Source organism: Acidithrix sp. C25, assembly GCF_904848545.2.
Map to the genome: position 1 here is coordinate 1185024 of NZ_CAJHCI020000010.1, position 22841 is coordinate 1207864.

At 45.4% G+C, this 22841-nt stretch carries 18 protein-coding genes; 7 read left to right on the top strand and 11 right to left on the bottom strand.

The window, feature by feature from the left end; translation table 11 throughout:
• Window positions 1–88 precede the first annotated feature (88 nt).
• Window positions 89–1162: an inositol-3-phosphate synthase gene (locus tag ACIDITHRIX25_RS80850; protein WP_052606053.1), complete on the top strand. Its 1074-nt coding sequence runs from the start codon at window positions 89–91 to the stop codon at window positions 1160–1162.
• A gap of 516 nt (window positions 1163–1678) precedes the next feature.
• Here the strand turns inward: ACIDITHRIX25_RS80850 and ACIDITHRIX25_RS80855 are convergent.
• Together ACIDITHRIX25_RS80855 and ACIDITHRIX25_RS80860 are read right to left on the bottom strand one after the other, a co-directional pair.
• The gene (locus ACIDITHRIX25_RS80855; protein ID WP_052606055.1) at window positions 1679–3277 is read right to left on the bottom strand and encodes an ABC-F family ATP-binding cassette domain-containing protein; all 1599 of its coding nucleotides are present in this window, start codon (window positions 3275–3277) and stop codon (window positions 1679–1681) included.
• Window positions 3278–4098: 821 nt separating this feature from the next.
• Entirely contained in the window at window positions 4099–5838 is a 1740-nt protein-coding gene (locus ACIDITHRIX25_RS80860) for an alpha-amylase family glycosyl hydrolase (RefSeq protein ID WP_201733493.1), read from the bottom strand.
• A gap of 660 nt (window positions 5839–6498) precedes the next feature.
• On the opposite strand from ACIDITHRIX25_RS80860, the gene ACIDITHRIX25_RS80865 reads away from it, so the two are divergent.
• Window positions 6499–7143: a class I SAM-dependent methyltransferase gene (locus tag ACIDITHRIX25_RS80865; protein ID WP_201733494.1), complete on the top strand. Its 645-nt coding sequence runs from the start codon at window positions 6499–6501 to the stop codon at window positions 7141–7143.
• Window positions 7144–7494: 351 nt separating this feature from the next.
• On the opposite strand, the gene ACIDITHRIX25_RS80870 is transcribed toward ACIDITHRIX25_RS80865, so the two are convergent.
• The 3 genes from ACIDITHRIX25_RS80870 to ACIDITHRIX25_RS80880 form a co-directional block, all read right to left on the bottom strand.
• Window positions 7495–9036, bottom strand: coding sequence for a CCA tRNA nucleotidyltransferase (locus ACIDITHRIX25_RS80870; RefSeq protein ID WP_201733495.1), 1542 nt, complete (start codon window positions 9034–9036; stop codon window positions 7495–7497).
• 5 nt (window positions 9037–9041) lie between these two features.
• A complete protein-coding gene (locus ACIDITHRIX25_RS80875; RefSeq protein ID WP_201733496.1) occupies window positions 9042–10055 on the bottom strand; it encodes a histone deacetylase family protein in 1014 nt (337 codons plus the stop codon).
• Between the two features lie 858 nt (window positions 10056–10913).
• A complete protein-coding gene (locus tag ACIDITHRIX25_RS80880; protein ID WP_201733497.1) occupies window positions 10914–11066 on the bottom strand; it encodes a hypothetical protein in 153 nt (50 codons plus the stop codon).
• 100 nt (window positions 11067–11166) lie between these two features.
• Between ACIDITHRIX25_RS80880 and ACIDITHRIX25_RS80885 the strand changes: the two genes are divergently transcribed.
• Entirely contained in the window at window positions 11167–11718 is a 552-nt protein-coding gene (locus ACIDITHRIX25_RS80885) for a D-glycero-alpha-D-manno-heptose-1,7-bisphosphate 7-phosphatase (protein WP_201733498.1), read from the top strand.
• Here ACIDITHRIX25_RS80885 and ACIDITHRIX25_RS80890 read toward each other — a convergent pair.
• From ACIDITHRIX25_RS80890 to ACIDITHRIX25_RS80910, 5 genes are read right to left on the bottom strand one after another with little or no spacing between them, the layout of a single operon-like run.
• Entirely contained in the window at window positions 11705–12418 is a 714-nt protein-coding gene (locus ACIDITHRIX25_RS80890) for an NTP transferase domain-containing protein (protein ID WP_201733499.1), read from the bottom strand. The genes ACIDITHRIX25_RS80885 and ACIDITHRIX25_RS80890 overlap by 14 nt on opposite strands.
• Window positions 12418–13398 (bottom strand): GHMP family kinase ATP-binding protein, encoded by a 981-nt coding sequence (locus ACIDITHRIX25_RS80895; protein WP_052606072.1) that lies wholly within the window; start codon window positions 13396–13398, stop codon window positions 12418–12420. Before ACIDITHRIX25_RS80895 ends, ACIDITHRIX25_RS80890 begins: the two co-directional genes overlap by 1 nt.
• Window positions 13395–14396, bottom strand: coding sequence for a Gfo/Idh/MocA family protein (locus tag ACIDITHRIX25_RS80900; protein WP_201733500.1), 1002 nt, complete (start codon window positions 14394–14396; stop codon window positions 13395–13397). The genes ACIDITHRIX25_RS80895 and ACIDITHRIX25_RS80900 overlap by 4 nt, the downstream gene beginning before the upstream one ends.
• Window positions 14397–14399: 3 nt before the next feature.
• The gene (locus ACIDITHRIX25_RS80905; protein WP_201733501.1) at window positions 14400–15332 is read right to left on the bottom strand and encodes an NAD-dependent epimerase/dehydratase family protein; all 933 of its coding nucleotides are present in this window, start codon (window positions 15330–15332) and stop codon (window positions 14400–14402) included.
• On the bottom strand, window positions 15329–15931 hold the full coding sequence (locus tag ACIDITHRIX25_RS80910; RefSeq protein WP_052606078.1) for an SIS domain-containing protein: 603 nt from the start codon (window positions 15929–15931) through the stop codon (window positions 15329–15331). The genes ACIDITHRIX25_RS80905 and ACIDITHRIX25_RS80910 overlap by 4 nt, the downstream gene beginning before the upstream one ends.
• Before the next feature lie 135 nt (window positions 15932–16066).
• Between ACIDITHRIX25_RS80910 and ACIDITHRIX25_RS80915 the strand changes: the two genes are divergently transcribed.
• Both ACIDITHRIX25_RS80915 and ACIDITHRIX25_RS80920 read left to right on the top strand, forming a co-directional pair.
• Window positions 16067–16780 carry a transaldolase gene (locus tag ACIDITHRIX25_RS80915; protein WP_201733502.1) on the top strand — a complete coding sequence of 238 codons (714 nt, stop codon included), beginning with the start codon at window positions 16067–16069 and terminating at the stop codon, window positions 16778–16780.
• A 96-nt stretch (window positions 16781–16876) separates the two neighbouring features.
• Entirely contained in the window at window positions 16877–17665 is a 789-nt protein-coding gene (locus tag ACIDITHRIX25_RS80920; protein WP_152626052.1) for a glycosyltransferase family 2 protein, read from the top strand.
• 132 nt (window positions 17666–17797) lie between these two features.
• Here ACIDITHRIX25_RS80920 and ACIDITHRIX25_RS80925 read toward each other — a convergent pair whose 3' ends face one another.
• A complete protein-coding gene (locus ACIDITHRIX25_RS80925; protein ID WP_349632165.1) occupies window positions 17798–17920 on the bottom strand; it encodes a pentapeptide repeat-containing protein in 123 nt (40 codons plus the stop codon).
• 431 nt (window positions 17921–18351) lie between these two features.
• Here ACIDITHRIX25_RS80925 and ACIDITHRIX25_RS80930 point away from each other — a divergent pair, with 431 nt between their 5' ends.
• Both ACIDITHRIX25_RS80930 and ACIDITHRIX25_RS80935 read left to right on the top strand, forming a co-directional pair.
• A complete protein-coding gene (locus ACIDITHRIX25_RS80930; protein WP_201733504.1) occupies window positions 18352–19170 on the top strand; it encodes an SDR family oxidoreductase in 819 nt (272 codons plus the stop codon).
• Window positions 19171–19900: 730 nt separating this feature from the next.
• Window positions 19901–22546 carry a hypothetical protein gene (locus tag ACIDITHRIX25_RS80935; protein WP_201733505.1) on the top strand — a complete coding sequence of 882 codons (2646 nt, stop codon included), beginning with the start codon at window positions 19901–19903 and terminating at the stop codon, window positions 22544–22546.
• Window positions 22547–22841 lie beyond the last annotated feature (295 nt).

The following is a 22841-nucleotide window of genomic DNA, read 5'->3' on the forward strand; positions in this document are numbered from 1 at the left end:
GTCAGCGGTTCAGGGAGATCAAGAATCAAAAAATTAAGGGTGAATCGATCTATCAGAGATAGTGATTCTAAACTAGGAAGGAATAAATATGGGCTCAAAGATAAAGGTAGCTCTAGCCGGAATCGGTAACTGTGCCAGCTCGCTGGTACAAGGAGTTGAATACTACAGAAACGCTGACCCAACTGAGGTCGTCCCAGGATTGATGCACGTCCAACTAGGTGACTACCACGTTGGAGATATAGAATTTGTAGCCGCATTCGATGTCGATGCTTCAAAAGTAGGGACTGATCTCTCCAAGGCGATCCACAGTGGTCAAAATAACACTATTCGCTTCGCCGAAGTGCCTGATCTTGGTGTTACGGTCCTTCGCGGACCGACCTTTGACGGCCTTGGCAAGTACTACCGACAGATTATCGAGGAGTCTCCCGCCGAACCCGTCGACGTAGCAGCAATCCTAGCCGCCACTGGCGCTGACGTTCTCGTCAGCTACCTTCCCGTTGGTTCCGAGCAAGCGCAAAAGTTCTATGCACAGGCTGCCATCGACGCTAAGGTCGCCTTCGTAAATGCAATCCCTGTCTTTATCGCCTCAGATCCGATCTGGGCAGCCAAGTTCACCGAAGCCAATGTGCCCATCGTTGGCGACGACATCAAGAGCCAAGTTGGCGCTACGATCGTCCACCGAGTTCTTACCCGTCTCTTTGAAGACCGTGGAATGGTGCTCGATCGAACCTACCAACTAAACGTTGGCGGAAATATGGACTTCAAAAACATGCTTGAGCGTGAAAGACTAGAGTCCAAGAAGATCTCTAAGACACAAGCCGTCACAAGCCAGGTAGATGGTGGCATAGATGACTACAACGTCCATATTGGGCCATCGGATCACGTTGCTTGGTTAGAGGACCGTAAATGGGCTTATATTCGCCTTGAGGGAAGAAACTTCGGTGACGTACCTTTGAACATTGAGCTAAAGCTCGAAGTGTGGGATTCGCCTAACTCAGCTGGAGTTATCATTGACGCTCTACGTTGTGCCAAGATCGCCAAAGACCGTGGAATTGGAGGCCCAATTCTAAGTGCCTCAGCCTACTTTATGAAGTCTCCACCGGTACAATATCGCGACCACATCGCCCACGATATGGTCAATGAATTCGCCAAGGGACTCTAAGTTCCACTAGGGCCGACGGCCACGGTTACAGCGACAGCTTTATAATCAAAATTTATAGAGGCCCTTGATGAGAAATTATCTCATTATTGGCCTCTATTTTTTATTGAAATCCTACTTAACGGCTAGTTAGTGTGGAAATTCCTCGAAAATCACCTAATGGCTATATTCGCCAACAACGTCAACTGATAACTACATCGCCGAAACCACATAGATCCAACCAAGACAAAACTAGATAAACTTTGCCGACCCAAGGTTGGAAAATTGAGACTTAGCCCAAAAGGCCATCTTTTGGCAATCTCCATGTCGATCTAAAACAAATAACCTGGTCACCTCATAAGAGCCACCCATTTGCAATCAAATCCCAAGGTGTTGATAAAAATGGGTAGATGACTCTGGTGAGCAACTCTGTTAAACAGATCAAACCAAACCAAGCAGCACACACAGAAGGCACATCATCAACATTAATTAATTAATCGCAACACAAATTAATCGGGGGCAAAAGAACCTTCGCTAGAGTCAAATCAACTCGATTAGCTCCAACATCGACTCTTTCCAATAGGTGAACTTGCGCTCTGGCAGCATAAGGGCATGTGATGGATGATAAGCAGCCACAAAAGCTCGATCGTGGCTCACCAGAATCGAAGTCCCACTCCAGTGGCGAAGCATCTCTCCTACTGCCGCTCTCGATCGAGGATCAAGGTTATTCGAAGGCTCATCCAAGATCAAAAGGTTGTTGTTTCCAGCTGCGATCTTAGCCAATGAGAGCTTGGTACGCTCACCACCGGAGAGCGAAGCGGGATTCTCATTTACGTGGGCATCTTTGAGTCCAAAAGATCCCAAGATCGCTCGACGCTCTCGCTCTTCTTTGAGAATCGAATCCCCTAAATTACCAAGAACCGTAGTTCCATAGTCGATCTCTTCATGCTCCTGGGCAAAGTAGCCCATAGCCACATTGTGGCCCAATTTGATCGTGCCCGATGTAGCTTGTTGAACTCCTGCCAGACATCTCAGCAGAGATGACTTACCAGCACCGTTTCGGCCAATTACAACCAGTCGGGTTCCTCGCTCAAGACTCAAACTAAGCGAAGGTATAACTACCAACTCTCCGTATCGTACCGATAACTTATCGACCTCTAGAGCGGTCACACCCGATCTTGGTGGTGTAGGGAGTTTGAATTTAATCTTGGTGGTAGCCGCCCTTACCTCTGTTCGACTCGACTGCATTCGTTCAACTCGTGAATCTAAGCTCTGGGCGGTCTTAGCTCGTGATGCGGTTGAGTGGCGCATCGAATCAGCAAGTTCTTTGAGACGCTTTATCTCTTTTTCTTCCATAGTGGAAGCTTTAAATCGTCGTGCTGAATCTTCTTCCACGAAGGCAAGATACGCAGAGTAGTTACCCTTAAACTGCTCCAGCTTTCCGTTCTCTAAGTTAAAGACTCGAGTTACCGATTTATCCAATAGTGCCAAGTCGTGGGAGACGACCAACAGTGCACCGGCAAAGGCGGTTAGCTCCGCCATTAGCCATGCCTTGGCCTTTAGGTCCAAGTGGTTAGTAGGTTCGTCTAAAATCATCGTCTCTGGCTTTTGATAAAGTACTCTTACAAGCTCCAATCGACGACGCTGACCACCCGAAAGAGAAGACAATTCAGCCAATAAGACATCTTCATCAAGGCCAACGCCTTTTGCCAACCTGAAGATCTCTGACTCCGACTCGTATCCACCGCGGTGGCCAAAATCGTCTTGTAGATCAACGAGATGTTGTATGTTTTCAGTGGTTGGATCTTTGCTTACGAGCTCTTGGGCAACTCTTAGGTCATGTTCGATGCGATCCAGACCCCTGGCTGAAAGGACATGATACAGGCCATATGGCTCCATACCTAGACCTTCATCGTCTACATCCTGAGGAAGAAACCCCACACTACCTTGGGCTTCTATGACACCACTAAAAGACAGGGCAGCTGCTGCATCACCCATGAGCACCGACAGCATTGATGATTTGCCGGCCCCATTACGTCCGACAAGTGCGATCTTATCTCCATTATTGATTGAGAAACTTGCGCCGCCGACGAGTTGTCGGGCCCCAAGGTTCACATCGAGTTTCTCTACTCTGAGCACGAAAAGTAAACCTGCATTTCTGGACTTGTTACTATAACAGCGTACTTCGCCACAGCGGCTTTATCGACCGTCGCATAGCAGGCGGGCCATCACCCATGCAAATACAAATATTCACACCACTCAAACAAGAGAGCCAAAATGAACCGCTACCAGCGACTCTAACCGAATAAAAAAGAGATCTTCGAAGATCAGCGGTCGAAGATGACCCAGACAACTAAATGCCCATTATTACCGCGCACTGCCGACTTGACCAATCCAAGAGGACGGTATTTCTCACTTTGGATACACTCACCTAATCGAAGAAAGTGAAGCTAAAAATCGCGCCGTAACCCGCCCAAGTTACATCTCCTAGTGCTAATTCTTTAAAAAATTAGATCCAACAATTAAAGCCAACTGAAAAACCACCAAAGAGTACTCGCGTCATATCAATTGGTTCAAATTTAATTGAGTCAAATAGACCTGAGCCTCAAAGTGCCTCGTCCGTTTAACCAATCACTTATTTACTCATAGTCAATTGGGTGGGCAATTAGCCAGTCGATAAGAGCCCACCTATGGGAGCTAACACTTTATAGAGATATAATCACATAAAACAATTATTTAACAACTAAAAATGAACTTAAACTAGCTTATATAGAGAAAAAATCGTATTTATGAAAAAACCCACACAAAACCACTAGATCAACCCTCACCAATTGCCGATAGGGATCGAGCTGAAATTTTCCAATCGCTAACTCACATGGACTCGATTGGCTATTTTCTGATTAGCTGGGTTCTAATTAACTCTCAAATAGTTAGCTCCCAACTAATGGCGCAAGCAAACCTCACCTAACATCGTTGGGTTGACCAATAATGCGATAGATCTCCACAGCAAATGGACCCTCAAGATGCGCCTCGTCGGTTGATCCCACACCAACTAGTCCGGCACAGATTTCTTCCCCCGCGCCGCGAACTACTGGTTCTCGGTGGCTAGCCAAATCGTCGTTTTTAGCATCTTCACCATGACTATCCATTCCCAAACTAGTCATAATCAATTCAAGATGATCAAAACCAAGGCGATCTGTTTTATATAGATTTTCTCTAGAGTAGGTGACATTGACGAGAAATTTATCGATTCTATAGATCCACTGGACCGGAGAAAAGACGATCTCTTCGATCTTGGCATCTAAGGAGATCTCCGAGTGCAGAGAGATCAGCGCTCGACTCCAATTCAGAATCGACGAATGGTCGGCGATCTGTTCTTCCACATCTCCGAAGATCGGGTCGCTTATCGGAAGCCAAGTCTTATCTCCCTTGGAAAAGCCACGATTTACCTGCGAATTCCACGGCATCGGAGTTCGAACCCTATCTCGTAGGAAAGCTTTTTCGTTTCCGATGCGTTTTCTGGCCTGAATGCTCATGTTGTCGAGAAGATCAGCCTCGTCTAAATCTGAATCAGCCAGGCCGATCTCATCTCCAAAGTACAAGACACTCACCCCTGGCACCATAAAGATCAACGCCAACGCTACCTTTATCTTGTCTTTATCTTTATTACACCACCGAGACCCAAAGCGAGAAATATCATGATTCGACCCAGTCCATGTAGCCCTAGCTCCCATTGGAAGGCCGCCAATAGCGCCCATGATCGAACGACGGATCGCGGTTGGCTCAAATAACGAGGTCGTAAAGCCAAAGTTGAAAGTCAGCTGCAGCTCGTCACCATCTCCAAAAAAGCGAGCCAAGGTCTCTGGTTTGTTGACCCACGTCTCACCTAAGAGAACCTTAGGAGGATCATATTCATTACAGATTTCTCTCCATCTTCGATAGAGTCCGTGAACCTCGGGTCGGTTCTTGGAAAAGATTGGTGCCACTCCAAATGGTGCATCCATTACATCCGCAATAGCGATCGGATCATCGCGAAGATAGCGATCTTTGTAGATCCCATGGGCAACATCGATACGAAAGCCATCAACTCCCGCATCAAACCAATAGGTCAAGATCTTCTCAAACTCTTCGTGGACCGCTGGATTCCACCAATTTAAGTCGGGTTGATCTGCCAAAAAATTATGAAGATAGTACTCATTGCTATCGTCGTCTAGCGTCCAAGCGCTCGATCCCGTTCCATCTAGCCAATTATTAGGTGGTCCACCATCGCTCTTTGGCGGAGCCCAAACGTAGTAGTCCCGGTATTTCGAAGCCTTAGATGATCGGCTATCAATAAACCATGGATGCTTAGAACTTGAATGATTTGGAATTATGTCCAAAAAAACCTTAATTCCAAAGCTCTTCGCCTTGGCGATCAAAGCTTCAAAATCACTGTCATTGCCAAGTTCCGGCGCTAAGGCGATGTAATCACTAACATCGTATCCAAAGTCCGAATTAGGAGACCTAGTTATCGGGGAAAGCCAGATTGCATCGATTCCAAGCCATGCTAAGTAACCTAATTTAGAGATAACGCCTCTAAGATCGCCAATGCCATCCCCGTTTGAGTCCACCCAGGATCTAATGTAAATCTGATAGATGCTGGCCTGAGACCACCAATTAGGATCGCCATCTAAATGCGACGGAGAAATTTGATCAGTCATAGTACCTCTTTTTAAAATCTTGCTCTGACGATAGCCCTTGGGCTAAAGAAAATCTTGACGCACCACTTATTCGTCTCGCCATTCATCACGCCGCTATACGGTAAATACAACTGGCTAAGCCAAACTTGGAACTCCTGCTGGTTGTCATCCGCCGTCCCCGAGTTGTTCTAACGGCGACAAAACCTCACTAGGTAACCAGCCATTGTCGTCTATCAACTTGGCGACATCGAACAAATGAACATTGCATTCATCTCTGGCAATAACGTAGTCGACTCACCTTGGATAAAAATAAAGATCGATGAATACTTGAATTAGAGCTCTCAATCTTGCTTTATCTTAGAAGATTCGAGAAAATCTCCTCTATTGCACCCGTTGGCTAAGGACAAATGCACCCGACAAATAAAGAAAGACTCAAATAAAGAAAGACTCAAATAAAGAAAGACTCAAAGATGACCCCCTAGCGACAAGTCTCCGGGTGCGAGCTAGGTAACGACAATATTGCATCAAAATTAATTTGGATCCAAAATCAAAGATCCATGCATCCCTAAGCCAATTCGACAACCCCTAAGTCGCCAAAGGGCGCTAACATTTCTTTTAAAAGACTGCCTTTTGGACGAATAATACTTCCATTCTGGCGCTCAAGATTTAGGTACGGTCGAGATGAACCCACTCTTTGGAGCTATCGAAAGAAACGTTGGATCACTTCGAAGTTGCCGCGTTGTTGAATTAGGTGCGATAGGAGGCATAGTCAGCGCTCCATATACCAACGTCATCTCAAACCTCATAGTTGTAGAACCATCCGCCGAAGTTATAACGAAACTTACTCAAGAGGCTGATCCAGATAGCCCTAGATATGAGGTTCACAATGGAGGTCTCGATGAATTGGCCTTTATCAACATCGACTCGGCCGACACCGTCATTAGCGCACTGGGCTTATTGTCAACTAGTGATCCAGATCGCCTTCTTCGAAGTGTAAAGAGAATATTACGCCCATCTGGATCGTTCATCTTCAGCGTTGCCCATCCCTTGCTAATAACCAATTCACTGATCGAACCTCCTAGTGACTATCGCTACTTCGAAAGCCACATCGTCGATACCCAAGTGCTCGGCTTTGGCCTTGAACTCCCACAAAAGATATCGCTTAGGCCAATCTCAAAACTCTTTTCGCTTGTGCAACGAGCGGGACTTTATGTCGATACCTTTGAAGAGATCTCAATAAGAAATCAAATCAAACAAAAAACCCAACAACAAGATAAAGACAAGGATCTACCTGATTTCATAATTGTCAAAGTAAAAAAACGATAGAGAAGCGAAGCTAGCACTCCAAGAGCACTTCATTTGCTATTTCACCAAAATCGAGTTAGCAAATAGAACCAATCTCGCCATTTAAGCCCTTTTCCCTGGGGCGGCACACAAGCCAATGCAAATCAGGCCATTTCAAAGGCGTCAAATTGGCAACCATCAAGCCGTATCCACGCGGCAGAGGTCTTGCTCGATTCGATGAACCTGCGACTCGCCTTGATCAAATCAAAAACCACTAAATAGTCAAAACCCATCGACCTACGTCTTTAAGAATGTTGAATCACCTGATGGGTAAATGAAGGCGCTGAATCATCTTGGTTGGCTTTGGATCGACTTACTTAGTCCTGCTTAGTCTTAGAGCCGACCATTTCGCTCTTGCCAAAAGGTCAAGAGGCGCTTGGTTGCTTGATCTTCACCGATCAAACCTTCTTCGATTCGCAACTCCATAAGAAATTCAAGGGCAACTCCAACCTCTTTCGATGGAGCAATACCTAAGATCTGCATAACCTGGGTTCCATCTAGCTCTGGGCGAAGTGAATCTAGCTCCTCTTGGGCTCGTAGCTCTTGGATTCGAACCTTGAGCTGTTGCATCCGAGCTTCTAGTGCTCTCACCTTATTTGCATTTCTGGTGGTACAGTCAGCCAACGTCAACGCGTTCAAATTATCTAAGAGATCGCCTGCGTCCACGACATAACGTCGCACCGCCCTATCTGTCCACCCCGCTTCATAGGTATGAAATCGCAAGTGCAAATAGACGAGACGCGAAACCCTCTGAATCATCTCACTTGAATAGCGAAGCGCCCGCATCCTCTTCTTGGTCATCTTTGATCCAACTTTGTCGTGGTTGTAAAAGGTCACTCCGCCTTTTTCAAAACGACGAGTCGCTGGCTTTCCAATATCATGAAAGAGCGCCCCTAGTCGCAGCTCCAAATTCGCTTCAGTCTTATCTATGACGCTATAAGTATGTTCAAGTACATCTTTATGGTGGTGAATCGGATCCTGTTCTAGGGCCAATTGGGAGAGTTCTGGTAAAAAGAAATGCGTAAGGCCGGTGTCGTTAAGAATCCTAAGTCCCAAAGATGGCTTTGGGGTTACCATAAGTTTGTTGAACTCCGTAGCAAGCCTCTCTGGCGATATAATCTCAATGCGACTTGCCATCTGTGACATCGCCAAAACAACGCCTTCATCAACTCTAAAGTTCAGCTGCGCTGCAAATCGACAAGCCCGTAGCATCCGAAGGGGATCGTCATCGAAGGACTTCTCCGGCTCTCTAGGCGTGCGAATCAAACCTTGCCTGAGATCTCCCATCCCGTCGAAGAGATCTATTACAGAAGGCGACTCATCCGAAAGATCTAGCGCCATTGCGTTGATCCTAAAGTCGCGTCGGATCAAATCCTCTTCAAGGGTAGTTGGCATGGTCACCACCGGTTTGCGGGAATCGCTCCTATAGAGATCGCCTCGATGAGTAGTAATCTCAACTATCCGTGAACCAATAAGTGCTGAGATGGTGCCATATTCGGCGCCAACCGTCCAAACCTTGCGGCTGATAGAGGAAAGGATCGCCTCTACCTCATTTGGCATGGCGTCAGTGGTTAGGTCATAGTCAATCGAAGGACCTCTTGATTGATCCGCCGAAGCTTGGCTTACATCCGTTCTTGGATCATCCTCTAGAGATCCATCACCGCCAAAAAAATCTCCGACAGAGTTATCACCCATGTGAGATGCACTCTTTGGGTAACTCATTTTGTCATGGGTCGCACTCAAAATCGCGTCGCGGACCGAACCACCAACTAGATAGATCTTTCTTTCGTGACGACTAAAGGCCTCAACTAAGGTATGAAGTTCGCCTTTGATCTCCCTAACACGAACGTCGAATTCCGATTTATCAAATTGCATAGTCTTTAAAGTTCCAGTGATCGCGCCCTTTGTTCTCTGATAGCATTCAAAACTCCAACAAGGGCTCCTCCCTCGCTGGCTCGTTCTAGATGGAGAGTCTCTCCCCCCATGGCCGCTATCGTCTCGGCTGTACTCAACCGAAGGGCATCTAGATCGTAACCGCCCTCTAGGAATGCCAAGCGCCGACCCCCTGGAACGAGTGAAAAGAGCCACGTAATGAGCGAGCCAAAGTCACTTGAGGTCAATCCCAGATCGCAAAGAGGATCCCCAATATGGCTATCAAATCCAGAAGAGGCTATTACCCAGGTTGGAGAGAACTTCTCGATAGCGGGCATCAAGATCTGCTCGATCGCACCAAAATAGGTAGCACCGGTTGTACCTTCTGGAACCGGGATATTTATTGTGGTTCCCAGTCCCTCTCCAACTCCAACTTCTGAGGCGCGTCCTGAACCTGGATAGAGAGGATATTGGTGAACTGATGCGTACATTACGTCTTTACTTGAATAAAAGATATCTTGAGTCCCATTGCCGTGGTGTGCGTCGTAGTCAAAGATCAACACCCGTTCACCTTGGCTAGCAAGGGATGCGGCGGCTACTGCGACATTGTTAATTAGACAAAACCCCATCGCACGATCTATCACGGCGTGGTGGCCCGGGGGTCGAACAGCTAGAAAAGCGCTATCGGCTTCATTGTCACCAAGGCGGCGTATGGCATCTAATCCAGCTCCTGCCGCAAGGATGGCAGCATCCCATGAAGCCACAGAGACAGAGGTATCAGGATCTAGTCGTCCGCCACCCATAAGGCAGAACCGTCTCAGAGCATCGATATAGTTCTTATCATGCACGCGGTAGAGATCTTCCATCTTGGCTGGAGTTGGCTCGAAGTGAATAACCGCCTCACCAACCCCTGACAGATCCACACCCTCTAGTACGGCCTCCAAACGCTCTGGACGCTCTGGATGATCAGTTCCGGAGTCATGCTCATGGAATTTTTTATGAGTACCAACAAGTATTGCCATCACCCAATAGCTTAGGTCCACAGCGCCCTAGAGTAATAATCACCATATGGAAATTTCAACAGCAACAACTATCAAGTGAAAGAGACTCCCATCTGAACTCGGGGTCTCCAGTTGTTGACATTGCCTTTGCCCTTCAAACAACGATGGCTTCGATCTCAACGGAAACCCTAATAACTTGGGGAATCCCTCCTATTGACTCAAGATCATTTCCAACGAAGCTTTCGCCATCTAATCCATCAAAAACAATCCCGACTCCCCCAAATATTACAGTTATCTTGTGATAAATAACAACCACATCGATATTTTCCAGATGCTTTATAGCAATAGATCGCCGCTATTTAAAACATCTAGTCCACTCTTTAGAAAATAACTAAATGAAGCTATAAAATCTACTCGGGATACAAACCTAATGTTAACAATTGTCAACGTTTCAAATTGTCAACGTTTCAAATTGTCAACAAGGTGGCCTAGGATGAATCAAAGTGAATAATCATAGATTCTCAACATCTCACCGTAAGGAATGTCACCGCAAAATAGCATCCTCGGAACGATCTAACATTTGAAGCTTGAAGTCGTCACCTTAAACCACCCAAGTCACTCTAACTCAATCTAAGCGGTTTGTAGTCTGGACCTAGTCCTATAAAAATAAGTGAAAAACAAAGCTAAATATAAAAAATATTTCATAAATTAATCGCTTCATATATAAATGCAAAGTCAATATAGGATCTACATTAAAATCAAAAAGAAAAATATTTTCAAATCAAGACTCTAAAATTATGGATTCTACCAATAGATATACAACCTCATATTGATCCGCTCTGAATCACTTATTTCTCCAAATAAAATTCGATAGCCCCTCTAGAAGATTCTCATATGCGAGTATCGATCTCTAGATGCAAAGTCATACAAGTTAAATGAACTTCCAATACCCAACAACAATTCGATAATCACTGTTACCTCAGGATCCTTGGCAAGAAGCAAAATACCAACTGGCAGCGTCCATGGAACCATCTCACCTTAGATAAAAACCATTACTAAACCTAAAGCATCGCCGTAGGTGCCTGCCATCTAAGGTGAGATTGGTTAAGTAGCGTAAAATAACGAGAGACAAATGCGAGCAATTTTCTTAGACCGTGATGGAGTTTTGATAGATAATGTCGTTCGAAGCGACCAGACTGTTGGCAGTCCAAGAAGCAGGGCTGATGTAATCATCAACCCACTCTCAGTGCAATTTGTAGAGTCACTCCGTCAACTCAGCTATAGCGTTGTGGTAGTAACTAACCAGCCTGACATCGCTCGCCATCTACTTTCGCTAAATGAACTCCTTAGAATAAATTCATTAATAGCCAATAGAATTCCTGGAATTGAAAGTATTGCGACCTGCATTCACGACAAAGACGACCGTTGCACCTGTAGAAAACCATTGCCCGGAATGTTAACTAAAGCCGCGGAGCGACTTGGTATCGATTTAAATCAAAGCTGGATGATTGGTGATAGAAGTTCTGATATCGAAGCGGGAGTCGCTTGTGGGGTAAGGTCGATTTGCGTTCCATCGCTTCTTAGTCATAGTCGACCAAGACGTACCTGCGAATCCCACTATCCACACTTCCAAGCGGACGATCTTATCGATGCACTGCGAATCATTACAGCTAATTCGATCTAGCGGATTTATCGACTAAATGCCGCTCAACATAGTCAAACGATTCAGGTGTACCTATCTCATAGTAGAGCGCCTCTGTGGGCAACGCTCGAAGTTGCTGTCTCTCAGCCAATCGGGAGTAAATCTCAGACAGATCAAATCTCGTCTCTGAAATACCAAGATCTAAGATATGGTCTCGATTTAGCAATGAAATTCCAAAATCAATCCAGTCTTTATCAGCTACATCCACTTTGGAATGACTCTTGACCAGGTCACCTTCTATTGCAGTATTGCAGCGTCCATCGACTCCATTTTGTGGCCTTGAAACCACAAGGACGCTTCTTCTCTCAGGATCTAGGTTCGAAAACCTTGTGATCTCTTCATATGAAATATCCAGTAAGGTATCACCATAGGTAAGAAAAAAGTTATCTGGTAGAAATGCGAGTGCCCTAAGTAAGGCTCCACCTGTGCCTCTTAGGTTTGGGCCATCGTCTACCATAGCAACAGGAATCGCGCTATCTCTAACCGACAGCGAAGCACTTATAGCCATAGAGCCCTTGCCGGTCAATAAAAAGACCGAATCAATCTTATTTTGATAGAATTCCGCTAACTTCCACTCTAGGAAATCAGCTCCACCCAAGGGCAACAATACTTTCGGTCTGCCCTTTGCCAAGGCCTCTATCCGGGTACCCAAACCACCCGCCAAAACAACTGCGACGTTCATTACCACGCTCTCAAGGTGGTAGTTCCTTCGTAATCAATCGCAATGGGAACTTCTTGAAGGCCATTCTCCTCCATAGCAAGACGAAGTTTAGCTGGATGATCAGTCGAAAAGAGTAAAAAGCCGCCACCTCCAGCACCAATCAACTTGCCGCCAAAAGCACCGGTAGCTAACCCTTTTTGAATAATCACATCCATCTCATCGTGAACCAATGAAGGTTGACGATGATACTTCAGCTCCCACTGGCGAGTCAACATTCTTCCAAAGCCTTCAACTTCGCCATTTGCTAAAGCTTCAGCAGCAATATATCCCGCCTTGCGCACCGACTCTAAATTATCGACAATTGCTTTAGTGGTCCCGGCCCCTCTGGCGAGCGTCTTGAGTTCCTCTGAAGCAGAACGTCTAATACCTGTATAAAAAAGCATCAGAGATCTCTCAAAATCACGCCTATCGGCCTCGCGCATGACAATTGGGGTAACCGAGACGGATTCATCGCTGCGAAATTCAAAAGCAGTAATTCCACCACAGGCAGCAATATATTGGTCTTGCTTTCCCACTGGCTCGTTCAAGACGTTTATCTCAATGTCGCTGGCAATTGCCGCTATCTCTTGAGCCGAGCGAGGATCTCTCGAATAAGAAGATAACGCTCTTACCAATCCAACACCAAAACTACCCGAACTTCCCAGACCCGTTCCAGCCGGAATATCAGCAATTGACGTCACTTCAAGAGCACCTGGAGAATCAAGTCTCTCCAAAACAGCTCGTATCATGGGATGTCTAATCTCGGAGACCTTGGCTACGTTCTCTATCTCAGAGTATTTAAGGAGGTAGCGATCCTCGAAATTGCGATGTATTGCAATGTAGATATGCTTGTCAATCGCCGCTGCAACTAAAAACCCGGAACCATGGCTTCGATAAAACGACGGAAGATCGGTTCCACCCCCACCAAGAGAGATTCGCAAAGGGGTTCTTGAAATTATCATGCCTCATAGGACCTTTGAACGATTTCAAAGACAGCCCTAGAATCAAAGACTGTGGCGCCAATTGATTCATTTCCCTCTATTGCGCCGATAAAGTCCACTATCTCACGCTTCCAGGAAAGATCGTCTGGTTTGAACTCCACGGACGATATCTGAGGGGGCCCCAACTTCTCCCCCATGTCGTATATCCGGAAGGTCTCCGCGCCATAAGAACCGCCCAAACCTGAAACCTCGACCTTTGCACTTTCGCAGAAGACCTCTAGCAAAAACTTGTTCTTCCATTCTGTCCAGCTAGCGTGCAAAAGCGCTTCGAATCCCGAATTAGAGCCGACAAGATTTAGGATGGCGTTATCCTCAACCTTGCCTCCCCAAAAGATGTTCGAAATACTTGAAAATTTATATAAAAGATCTTCCCCTGTTAGGAACCTCACCAGATCAATCAGATGAGAGCCTTGATCTAACAGTTCGCCACCTCCAGAAATAGCTGGATCAAATCGCCATTCGCGTTCATAGCCAAGGCGACCACCATGGCCATAAACAGCTCGAATAAATTTAACTTGCCCATATCTTCTAGAGAAAATCGCTTCGCGCATCGCCAAGATCCCCGGATGAAAGCGATGATTAAAGCCAACCGCTATCTTTGAGTCTGAGCCACAATGGGCTATAAAGTCGATCAAAGAAGTTACATCCTCCAGCGACATGGCACCGGGCTTTTCTAGAAGAAGATTGACATTAGATTCAACCACAGCCATTGCAGCCTTAGTTAACTCGCAATGAGGAGTCGCTACAACAATGACTCCATCCTTACCAACTGAGGAGATCAGCTCTTGGATGGTTGATTTGGCTACCGATCCAAAAGAGTGCGCCAGAGTACTAGCCCGACTCTCATCAATATCGAAGACGCCGGCCATCTCAAAGCCAAGCTCGGCCAAAGCTCCGCTGCGCTTCTTGCCGATAAGTCCGGCTCCGATTAGACCAAACCGTTTGCTTACGCTAGCCATGGCTCATAGTATCCAATCATTTTCAAGAATCCATTTGACGGTGTCCTTGACAGAACTCTCGATCGACCTTTGAGTTGTCCATCCAGCGAGCTTTGCTTTATCGACGTCAAGCAAGATAAGGGGATTATCCCCGATCCAACCCCTATCTCCTCCGCTATAGGTAATGTCTGGGTTGAGACCCATCACTGAGGCAATCCACCTAGCCGAAGAATTCACCGTTGAGAATTCGGGTGTACCTAAATTAAAGACGTCAAAGCCAGAATCCGATCGAATGTCGATCAAAGCTCTCACGCAGTCCTCGACATGCATATATGATTTACGCTGATTGCCATCTCCTAGGATATGAAGCTTGGATGGATCTTTAGCGAGCTGTCTAACAAAATCAATGACGTGACCATGTGAGTAACGAGGGCCAAGAACTGACACGAACCTGAAAGCCGTAACCCTAAGCTTTTTCGCATGGGCATAAGCGGCTAAAAAGCCTTCGGCTGCAATTTTGGAAGCACCATAAAGACTTGTTTGAGTTGGTATCGCCACATTCTCAGGGGTGGGAAAGATCTCTGCTTCACCGTAGATCGAACCAGTCGAGCTAAAAACAAAATCTATGACACCTTCGCCTGCTGCTGCGTTAGCTACATTTAAAGTAGCGATAACGTTTTGATAGGCGTCCCTATCGGGATTGTTCCACCCATCGCGTACATCTGCATTCGCTGCAAGATGAAATACGGTATCTATCCCCGCCATGGCCGATCGCAACTCATCGACGTCCCCCAACAGGTCGCCACGTCGCACATCTGCATTCGACGTCTCTAGAAACTCGCCGCGACCAGTGGAAAAGTTATCAAAGATCCTAACGTTGCATCCGATTCGTACCAATTGGTCGGCCAAATTCGATCCAATAAAGCCGGCACCGCCAGTTATAAGTACATTTCTCATTTAGAAGTAATGCTCTCCCAAACCGGCTTGGACTCGATCACCTTAGGGTGTCCTACAATCAAATGCCATATGACTGCTTGAAACCCCTCCACTTGCGTTGTCACCGTGGCATCATTGACCGTTGGAATTATCACCGAAGCCGTTGAATTTTCCCCTAGGTGACCGCCATCTCTACCGACTACGCCCACGACACTAGCGCCAATGGAATTTGCGTAATCAACGACTCTTACCAACTGCATGCTCACTTTACGGGCGGCGTCGCCACCTCCTACCGAAAAAACAAAAACAGCATCATTGCTTGAAAAACGCGAAGCCTTCAGCCATTCAACGTAACATTCTTCCCAAGATTGGTCGTTTATGCGCGCAGTCAATTCACTTACGTTATCTGAGATACAGTACGATTCAATCCCTAGCAATTTCCTAAAATCGCAGGTAGCATGAGAGGCATGACCTGCTCCCCCACCGGAACCCGCAAAAAACACCCGCCCGTTCCGACCTTTTACGTCAGAAATCACATCAACTAATCGTTCGATACTGTTGACGTCAATCAGTTGGGCAATTTTAGATGCTTCGGACAAGAAGTCCTCAACGTAGGTCATATAGCCACCTTGTTCTCGCTACAATTTAGATCTGAAAAGCATCCAATCAAAACCACTGGTAAACGTTTATCACCGTAAACGCATTCTTGTATTGTACCAACCTAAAATCACAGACCTGTTGAAAGCGAAACTAACTTGACAGCAAATACAATCGATTTAGACCTTTACGTAGATGCCGCAGATCTCAGCGCCATAGCAGAATTCATGAATAACCCCCTTGTAAAGGGATTCACAACAAATCCGACACTTATGAATAGGGCGGGCGTTAAAAATTACGCGGCCTTCGCCTTCGAAGCCGCTCAACTGGTTAGCCCCTTTCCCCTCTCGCTTGAAGTATTCGCAGACGATGAGCAAGAGATCTATGATCAAGCAATCGACATCTCAAAAGTTTCACCAAATGTCTTCGTAAAAGTACCTGTGACTAACACCAAAGGACAGAGCCTAGAAAAAACGATTCATAAACTCGCCGACAACGGAGTCAAGATAAACGTGACTGCGCTCATGACGATAGATCAGGTCGAGAGAGTGTCGAATGCGCTAATCTCTGGGGTCGATGCAATAATATCGGTCTTTGCGGGGCGAATCGCAGATACCGGAACTAATCCCATCCCGATCATGAAAAGATCGTCAGAGATCACCCACACCAAAGTCGGGCACAAATTGCTATGGGCGAGTCCGCGCGAGATCCTAAATCTAATCCAAGCTCAAGAGTCCAATTGCGACATCATTACTATGACACCAGATCTCTGGAAAAAATTACCTATGCTTGGAAAAGATTTGACCGATCTTTCCCTAGAGACGGTTCAAATGTTTTACAACGACGCTACTGCAGCCGGATATTCGCTTTGAACAACTGATATAGATAGCTACAGTCGACCCTTAGCCCTCAGCTCGTACCTAACAACGAACTAAGGTTCGACTGGTAAAAAGATGGATTCATAGATTTTGAGAACGATACAAGCCAAATATAACTACGCACAGCGTGCGGATCGCATAAGCGTTATCATGCCGGTTTATAACGAGATTTCTACGATTAAAGAGGCAATCAAATCATTTCAAGATGCCTACAAATTAGATAGCCGCCTAGAGTTGATAATCGTAGAGAGTGCGAGCGATGATGGTTCGCGAGAATATGTCACTAAATTCCAGGATGAAAAGGGAATATTGGTCATTCTTGAGGAGCGCCCATTCGGCAAAGGTCACGCTGTGCGCAACGGAATCAGCCATGCCAAGGGTGACATAATCTCGATTTTCGATGCTGATGGGGAATATGTCTTCTCCGACATTTGGAAACTAGTTGACGCTATCGAAGATGGACGTGCGTCATTCGTCCTCGGAAGTCGACACGGACCGGGTCAAAAGGTCAGGCAATTTGGAAAACACAATTGGCTTGCTCAATCGATGAATCTTATGCATTGGATCTTTGCAACCATGATCAATCTTGCATTTGACGTACGTATCCGCGATCCGTTTACGATGTGGAAGGTATTTCGAAGAGAGATCCTAGATCATCTAGAGCTCGTAAGTGATAGGTTTGATCTCGATTGGGAAATTATCTGTAAGTTCGCGATCTTGGGCTTCGTGCCACTTGAGATTCCAATAAATTACATCTCCAGAGACTATAGTCAAGGTAAAAAGGTAAAGCTTATTAGCGATCCAATCTCGTGGATAGTACTACTCCTCAAGTTGCGATTCAGCCAAGCCACCAAAGAACTCCGTTCGACAAGAATCTAAATCCAAATAGCCAATTCTCAACATAACAAGACTTTCCAATGAGGGCCACTCAAAGATTCGAGTGGCCCTCATTGGTGTCATCTGCGTTACATCGCGACCATCTCGGTATCGAACGATTGCCAACCAGTAACGCTAGTTAAAACTTCCAAATCTCAATCTGACCCCGTTCAATCTGACCCCGTTCAATCTGACCCCGTTCAATCTGACCCCGTTCAATCTGACCCCGTTCAATCTGACCCCGTTCAATCTGACCAAATCAAATGTTTAGCAAAAACAGAACCTAAGAATGCGGACGAGCCCCCTAACACAGAGCCCGTTACATCACCTTTGATCAAAGGCTACGTAAAACCTTCGCCACTTGACAAAAAATCATGCGAACCCTTCTCCTTTAGAAACACAAGGGTAACCGAATTAGTCGTGACTTACAGACCTCAGCCCAAACCACCACATCGATCCATTGCATTAGAAACTTTTGTAAATACCTACTCACTTCTTTAGAGATTCCACTCGAACAAAGAGGAGGTTGCGACGGATATAGTTTGACAATTTGCCACATTGATAAACCACCAATGCCGCTAGCTCCTTATCATGGATAAGGGCTTCACCGTCAGGCCACTCAAGGATGAACGGGTTGCAATTTTTACACTTTACTAAAACACCAAACCTAGAAAAGGACAAATTTAAATATGTCGCATGTGATCATCACCGGCGCCAGTAGGGGTTTGGGAGCAGCTGTTGCTCTACGAGCTTCTAACTTAGGTTGGGACGTCTCCATTGGTGCACGTTCGAGAGTCGATCTTGATACGATCTCAAAGCTGCTCAACCCAAAACAAAACAATCACGCAAACTCAATCGATGTGTCAATTGAGAAAAGCGTCACTGAATTTTTCAAAAATGCAGTTGATCACAACGGACCTGCCTCTGCGGTCGTTCACTGCGCTGGAATCTATGGACCATTTGGGCCATCAAACTCAATCAGGGCAGACGAATGGATACGTACTATCGAAACCAATCTCATGGGCACTTTCTACGTTGCTCGCTCTGCTATCGACATGATGCTTGAGCACAACGGCGGCAAAATAGTTCTACTAAGTGGGGGCGGTGCAACCAATCCGATGCCCAATATTTCAGGCTATGCCGCAAGCAAAGCAGCGGTCGTGCGATTGATGGAAACACTGGCCCTAGAGGTTCAAGAGCACAACATTCAAATCAATGCAGTAGCGCCAGGTCTCCTAGACACTGCGATGCTAGATGAAGTTATCAAAGCCGGACCAAGTGCTGTTGGCGAATCATTCTTCAAACGGATGGTGCAGGCTAAATCAGATGGAGCCGACTCCATGGACAATGCCGTGGAATTGATATTATTCCTAATGAATAACAACGTACCAGGACTCACTGGAAGGCTAATAAGTTCGAAGTGGGACGAATGGAGATCCTGGGATGCCAATACTTCAATATTCAATAGCCAAGATATCTTTACCCTGCGGCGTCAGGTAACTCCCTGAAAAGTAATAAGCCAAAAAAGACCCGGCAACCAGATGCAGCACTTTAGCTAAGCGATCGCGAAAACTACGCGGCTCACCATTTTCACTACGGTCGCCAAAGCTTATTAATCGGCTCAGCCAAGAGTCCAAAAGTCCAGTGCGTGCAACTAAGACTACGTTCATCTAATAGCTATTTCACGAAACCCACGTCAAAGGTTATGCCCCTAGTCCTGAGACCCTAGTCCAATTGACCTCAAAAATTCGACGATCAAACCGCAACAGAGAGAAACCTATGCCCAATAGATTTTGAATTTGAAGAAAGTAAATGAGAATTTAGTTCCAATCCAAGATACGAGACCCCTATTTGAAGGTTGGCCCATGAAGTGATCGACCATCCATGTCTCGCAAGGACTAATATAATTCAGTATTTAATATAAAGATAATGACTGATCGCAAAATTAAGGGCGACAATTGAGCTGATAAGATATCCTAATCTAACAATTCGAACGAGACATAAAAGCTTTATAACTTCTCGAATTATTAATCTTCGGGTCAGTGTCGTATTCAATTTGCAACAAGTAAACGATATCTAAAATCAAAAAATAAATCAAAATATCATAGAAACAGGGGCTAGACAATAAAAACGATCAAAGATCAGACACCAATAGATCATGCAAACCAAGCCCCTGTCAGCATTCTACGCAAGGACGGGTCACGCGACAAAACACTCGATCTTGCCTCAATTGTGGTAATGACGCTAATCATTCTTGGCCGATATTACAAAATCCTGTTAGGGCAAGCGAGTCTCTTTAGCGACACCAATATTATTCCTAAAAGCTACTCTGTGGCCGACCCAGTGGCTGGGTCACAGATAACCTACTATAAAGAAATAGCCGTCAACCATGCTTGGTCGCTAGGACACCTGCCGATATGGTTACCCAAAGAAGGTTTAGGAATCACCCTGGCAGGAAACCAAGCCGCTCCTTGGTTTGTGCCTGAGATAGTACTGCATCTTCTCTTTCCACACAATCTATCGATATGGAATGTCGTTGCCTTGACTATTGGAGCGTGCGGCTCCTATCTTTTTGCCCGCGCCCTCAATATTAGCTACCTCGGTTCGATCGTAGTTGGCCTATCGTATTCCTTGAGCGGACCTGCGATCGCAAATCTCAATCTAGATATGATCAATCCTCTTATGGTGATGCCCTATCTCGCTTTAAGCTCCACGTATTTAATTGATGCAATCAACCTAAACCGCAATAAGTACCTGTGGATCGCCATAAATACATTCGTTGCATCTCAATTGTTCTTGTCGGGCTTCGTAGAAGTCTTACCGATTGAACTCATCACAATTGGGCTAATCACATTGACGATGATCCTAAAGACTAAAGGCTCCTGGCAATCAAAGATAGCGATGGCAGCGCTTTGGTCAGCTACGTTAATCGCGGGCTTCGTTGCTGCATTAGTTGCAATCGTACCATTTCTGACACCACTAACCAGCTATTATTCATTTCAAGACACCAAAAGTTGGTCGCTACATAACCCACGGTATTGGCTCCTGTCACTCTTTGACTACTGGTCATTTGGCAAAGCAATAACATCGGGCTCCTTGCAAATCAACAACACCGTTTGGACCGCGGGAACACCAATTCTTTTTGGACTGAGTGCTACGGCCCCGATAGCACTATTTATAAAAAGACCTTCCAAAGACAATCATCGAGCGATCGCCTTGGTCATGACCGCAGTAGTCATCTTCGGGATACTAGGATTCAACGATACTTTCTCGGTACTAAACATCTTTCAACTTCCTCCGCTGAACCTAATAGCCATGGTTCGATTCCTGCCATTTTTATGGTGGCTGCCCCTATGTATTCTGGCTGGATTTGGGATCGATGCATTGAAGTGGCGACTTCCGCTTATATCAGGCTTTCTATTGACGGCTAGCATAATCGCACTACTTTGGTTCGACATTTTCAAAAAGGGTCCAGCGATCTTTGCGATAATTTCAAAGACCAATCTGTCATCCACAATCGCTACAAACCTACCAATTATAGCGATTTTCATAGCGCTACCCCTTGTCATCGTATTTCTACCGAATAAATTTAGAGCTCCAGTCGCCTCCATCGTAAGCATTTGGATGATTCTAATCATGGTACCCAGCACCTTCTATACAACTAAAGTGCCCACATCTCAAATACGAAAAATTAGCCAAATCCTAACCAACAACGGCTACCAAAACTCGCTTACCTTCTCACCCTTCAATTTTCTTCTTCCGTCGATATTGATCAAGAATTCAATTCCGAGTATTCAAGCATTTGATGTTTATTTTCCTAAAGGCTACGCCTACTCACTTAAAAAATATTTCGGAAATCAATCGCCATTTCAGCCGCAATCGCCGATCTTTCCCTTTGCTCCAGCGATGATCAACGTCCCCATAGATTATCAAACAATACCTGAGCTAAAAGCGCTCGGCGTTGAAGTTGTCATTGTCTCCAATCCATTAAATTTGAGCCGCGAAATTCCATTATCTGCTGTAAAGATCTCAAATGTTCCACAAAGCCTAAAGGTGTCCCAACAAAGCTTTCAAAAGGCATTCACAACACTTTTGAATATCTACGACTCACGACCGGATCTACAAAAGGCATTCACAATTGACAAAAGCGGTACAACACTCCTGAAATGGGCAATCAGCGTCACAAATAGCTCGGACACATCTGCGCCCCAACTGGCTCCGTTTGATCAAATATATAAGAGCACGCTCTCTTACTTGCGCACCCAACCGAATTTTACGATCTACAACTATTCAACGAGTGGATTTCGCAAACCTCAGCTTCGCCTACTAGGAAAGACGCTAGTCCAAGGGCAAATTGAGTTCATTTACGACATAGCAAATGGCAAAAATAGAACTCCGTTATGGGTCCCAAAGACAATCAATTACTCTAATAATCGCAATCGGAATCCGATAGCCATCTCCTCGAACTCAGTAACGATCGAGGCGTCTAATCTATCAAAAACTCTTCAAAATAATGCTGTCAATTTGACTTCAATACACTTCACTGAAAACTCGTCTCAAATGTCGGCAAGCTTCAAAGCCAACAGACCTGGAATTGTAGTAATTAGACAACAAATATCACCCGGTGAAACAGTTACAGTCAACAACCACAAGACCAAAGTTCTCCTGGTAGACAACTTTATGGCCGGAGTCAAAGTAAGAGCCGGAAATAACTCAATCAAAATTAGCTTTACTTCACCATTACAATTAATAATCTTTTGGGGAGACCTCTTGCTAAACTTTGCTTTATTGACAACAATAATAGTTCTTTATTTCGGTAGAAGGCTAGGATCTGTCTGCCAAGATAAACAAAATGATTATCTTGCTCAACTAACCGAAGGGTAAACAATCATACGAACACTTTCAATTCCTCCTAGTTATTTGGGAATAAAAGTGTTAGATTTAGCTTGCATCACTTTCTGAGATTAACTATTTGAAATTATCGAGAAGCTGTGGTGCCTAAACCTGTCACGTTATTCTCCTGCGCCTCGGTCAATATTTTTAGGTCTTATTTAGTTTGTATGTCGCTTATTTTTACCTTCAAAGCGAAACAATTCCACAAAAAAAGTCATCGTGGAGCGACTTTCTCGTCCATCACCCGGCTACAGATCACAATCCTCAGCACACACGTAAATCAATT